Genomic DNA, 3,311 nt, shown 5'->3' with positions numbered 1-3,311 from the left:
GATATTATGATAATAGATTTTAATGTTAATTACAATAACTATAATGAAAAAATTTTAAATAACTATTCGATTTTTTACTACATCTGTCCTAAATGTGGTGGAAAGCATTCTCTTACTAGACATGGCAGCTATGAAAGAAACATTTGCTTTATCGATGATTCACAAAACGTAAAGGATAGAAAAATACGTATCTTGAGGGTTAAATGTTCTTCCTGTAATAGTACTCATGCCATTCTACCCAATGATATTATACCTTATTGCATTTATTCTTTTTCATTTATTTTAAGTGTTCTCACAGAGTTTTATTCCAATGAGCATAGAGTTTTAGAGATATGCTCAAATTTCTCTATTTCATTCCAAATCCTTTATATGTTTATATCAAAATTTTCAATATTTCTTAATTCCTGTACAACTGTTTTAAGAAGTTTAGGCTACGCCGTAGCTTCTGGACTAGATACCATAGTATCTGAAATTAACAACTATCAGTTCAATGGAAACTTTTTATACCAATATTTCTTCAACTCCCAATGGATATTTCTAATGTTGAAGTTTCAAAATATTTTACCTCGCCCAATTTACATTGGAGGCTTTTATTGAGTACTTTTTCTCACCCACATAACTCTTGAATAGATTTAAAGCTTATGGCTTGGTAACATCATATTAAAATATTTTCAGGAGGTTTTGTGTATGGAAGATAGAGAAAAACATGAAATAGCTCTTTTTAAATTCTCTTTAATAGCTCCATTAGTTAACGAAACTTATGAAGCAGCTTCTAAAAATGAATTTTTTAGAGATATCGCTTCTAAAGAGCATACTTTACCAAATGGAACTACCGTTAGGTTTTCTTCTGGTACCATAAAGAAGTGGTTTTTAAATTATAAGCATGGAGGTTTTGATGCACTTATACCTAAGGCGAGAGCCGATGTAGGAAAACCTAGAAATATTGACTCTAATGCTATCGCAAAAATTCATGAGTTAAAGGACTCTTTGCCTTATATAACTGGAACTTTGGTTTATCAAAAACTTGTTGAAGAAGGCTATGTTAAGGCAAATAAGACATCTTTAGCAACAGTCTTAAGGTACATACGGGAAAATAATTTAAAAAGAAATCAATTAGCCCCTGTAGATAGAAGGGCTTATGAAATGGAATTTGCCAATGATTGCTGGCAATCTGATACATCTCATGGACCAATTATTAAGATTAATGGACAGAAAAAGAAAACATTCTTAATTACTTTTATTGATGACGCCTCTCGGCTAATTCTTCATGGAGAGTTCTTTTTCTATGACAACGCTGTGAATATGCAAATTGTTTTCAAGAAAGCTATCTCAAAATATGGCATTCCTAAAAGAATATTTGTAGATAACGGTGGAACCTATAAAAATGACCAACTACGTTTAATTTGTGCTTCTTTAGGAATTACATTGATTCATACAAAGGCGTATAGCCCAGAATCTAAGGGCAAAATAGAACGTTCCTTTAGAACTATAAAAGATAACTGGATGAACGGTATTAACTGGAACGATTACGCTTCGCTAGAAGCCTTAAATATGGATTTCAGTAAATATCTAAATGAAAAATATAGTAATTATATTCATTCCTCTCTAAAGATAAGTCCTAGAGAAAGATATGTCAAGGATATGGAAAAAATAAAATTCATACCAGCAGATGAGCTAGATAATCATTTTCTGCATCGAGTAAGTAGAAAAGTTAATAATGATGCCACTATAAGCTTAAACTCCACACAATTTGAAGTACCTGCAAAATACATAGGACAGAGAATTAATGTTAGATATTCACCCATTAATTTGGACAAGGCCTTTATTTTTGATAAAGACAATAAAATATCTGATACGGTTTATCCTTTAAAAAAAGTTGATAACTCAAAGATAAAAAGAAATGTTATTGATTATTCTAAAGTAAATGGAGGAAAAGAAAATGTATAAATCATATTGGGGAATGGAATTTAACCCTTTTGAGAAGGGATTAAGTGAAAAAAACTTTTTCCAATCTCATGACTTTTCACAGGCAATGTCAAGATTAGAACATCTTAAAAATATGAAAGGAATAGGTTTATTTACAGGTCTTTCGGGAATAGGAAAAACTTATACCTTAAGATGTTTTACAAACTCATTAAACTCTAACCTGTATAAAGTTATTTATCTTACACTATCTACTGTTACGGTATTAGAATTTTATAAATCTTTAGCCTACGGCTTAGGTGTAGAAATTTACTCTAAAAAAATTGATCTTTTTAAAGCTATACAGGAAAGAATTATTTCATTATCTAAGGACAAAAAAGTTACCCCTGTGATTATTATAGACGAAGCTCAATATCTAAAAACAGAAGTCTTAAACGACTTAAAATTACTGCTGAATTTCGATATGGATTCAAGAAATTATGCTGTACTAATACTTTGTGGACAGCCACTTTTAAATAATATATTATCAAAGCAAATTCATGAAGCATTAAAACAGAGAATTGTAATTAACTATAATTATGAAGGTATATGCAAGGAAGAAGTCATCGAGTACATTTCTTCAAGATTAAAACTTTGTGGAGTATTCAATGAAATTTTTAACGCTAACGCGCTGGAAGCAATAAATTCTTGTTGTAATGGCTCTACAAGGCTGCTTAATTCTCTTATTGAAAAGTGCTTAATAATCGGTTATCAAAAAAGCTTAAAAGTCATTGATACAGAAACTGTAATGCTAGCTCAAAATGAAATAAATCTTATATAAAGGGGTGAATCAGTTAATGGTAACTACTTTTAATTGTAAATTAGATACGGAGACTGGAACTGAGTCTTGGACAGGAACTATTACAAAAATAATTGATCATGGAAGTCATTACGAAATAAAAATAGAAAGTAGAAGTGGTATAAATGTGATTGTAGGAACCACTGATGGTGGTAATTTTGCCTGCATACCAGATTGGGGTGCTGGTTGCCACTTATCAAGCTTTAAGGATAGCTTTTGGAATGAAGAACGACTATGTAAAGTACTAGGTACTGTTGATGGTATTACTGTTGCCAAAGCTTTATCTGCGATAGCAGATTATCTTTAACTCTTAAATAAATTTTCATTATTTAGAGCAGTTCACTGCTCTTTTTGTTTAATTAAAAAGCAGTAAGCACAAGGCGTTGTAGATACCTCACCGTAGGTAGTTCTTATTCTTACATAAAGATAAAATTAAGTGAAACTTTAGGTTAATTTATTGTAATTATAGGATAACCTAAAGTGTAAATTTAAAATTTAGCCGGATAAAATAACTTGAAAAAAGTAGGATAAAACAAAGTGGAAATCAACA

General features: G+C 30.6%; 4 protein-coding genes. All 4 read left to right on the top strand.

Translation table 11 applies throughout. The annotated features are described in order from the left end of the window. On the top strand, positions 1-597 hold a 597-nt coding region (locus HGI79_RS22565; RefSeq protein ID WP_207725873.1), incomplete at its 5' end, for a DUF6431 domain-containing protein. A gap of 90 nt (positions 598-687) precedes the next feature. Beyond that, complete coding sequence (locus HGI79_RS22220) at positions 688-1,947, top strand: DDE-type integrase/transposase/recombinase (RefSeq protein ID WP_185652847.1); 1,260 nt, start codon at positions 688-690, stop codon at positions 1,945-1,947. Continuing rightward, entirely contained in the window at positions 1,940-2,743 is an 804-nt protein-coding gene (locus HGI79_RS22215; RefSeq protein ID WP_185652846.1) for an ExeA family protein, read from the top strand. The genes HGI79_RS22220 and HGI79_RS22215 overlap by 8 nt, the downstream gene beginning before the upstream one ends. Before the next feature lie 16 nt (positions 2,744-2,759). Then, positions 2,760-3,068, top strand: coding sequence for a DUF6618 family protein (locus HGI79_RS22210; RefSeq protein WP_185652845.1), 309 nt, complete (start codon positions 2,760-2,762; stop codon positions 3,066-3,068). Positions 3,069-3,311 lie beyond the last annotated feature (243 nt).

The organism is Clostridium sp. DJ247 (assembly GCF_014231265.1).
Note: the sequence above shows the minus strand (reverse complement) of the source record. Positions and strands in the feature narration are given on the sequence as shown.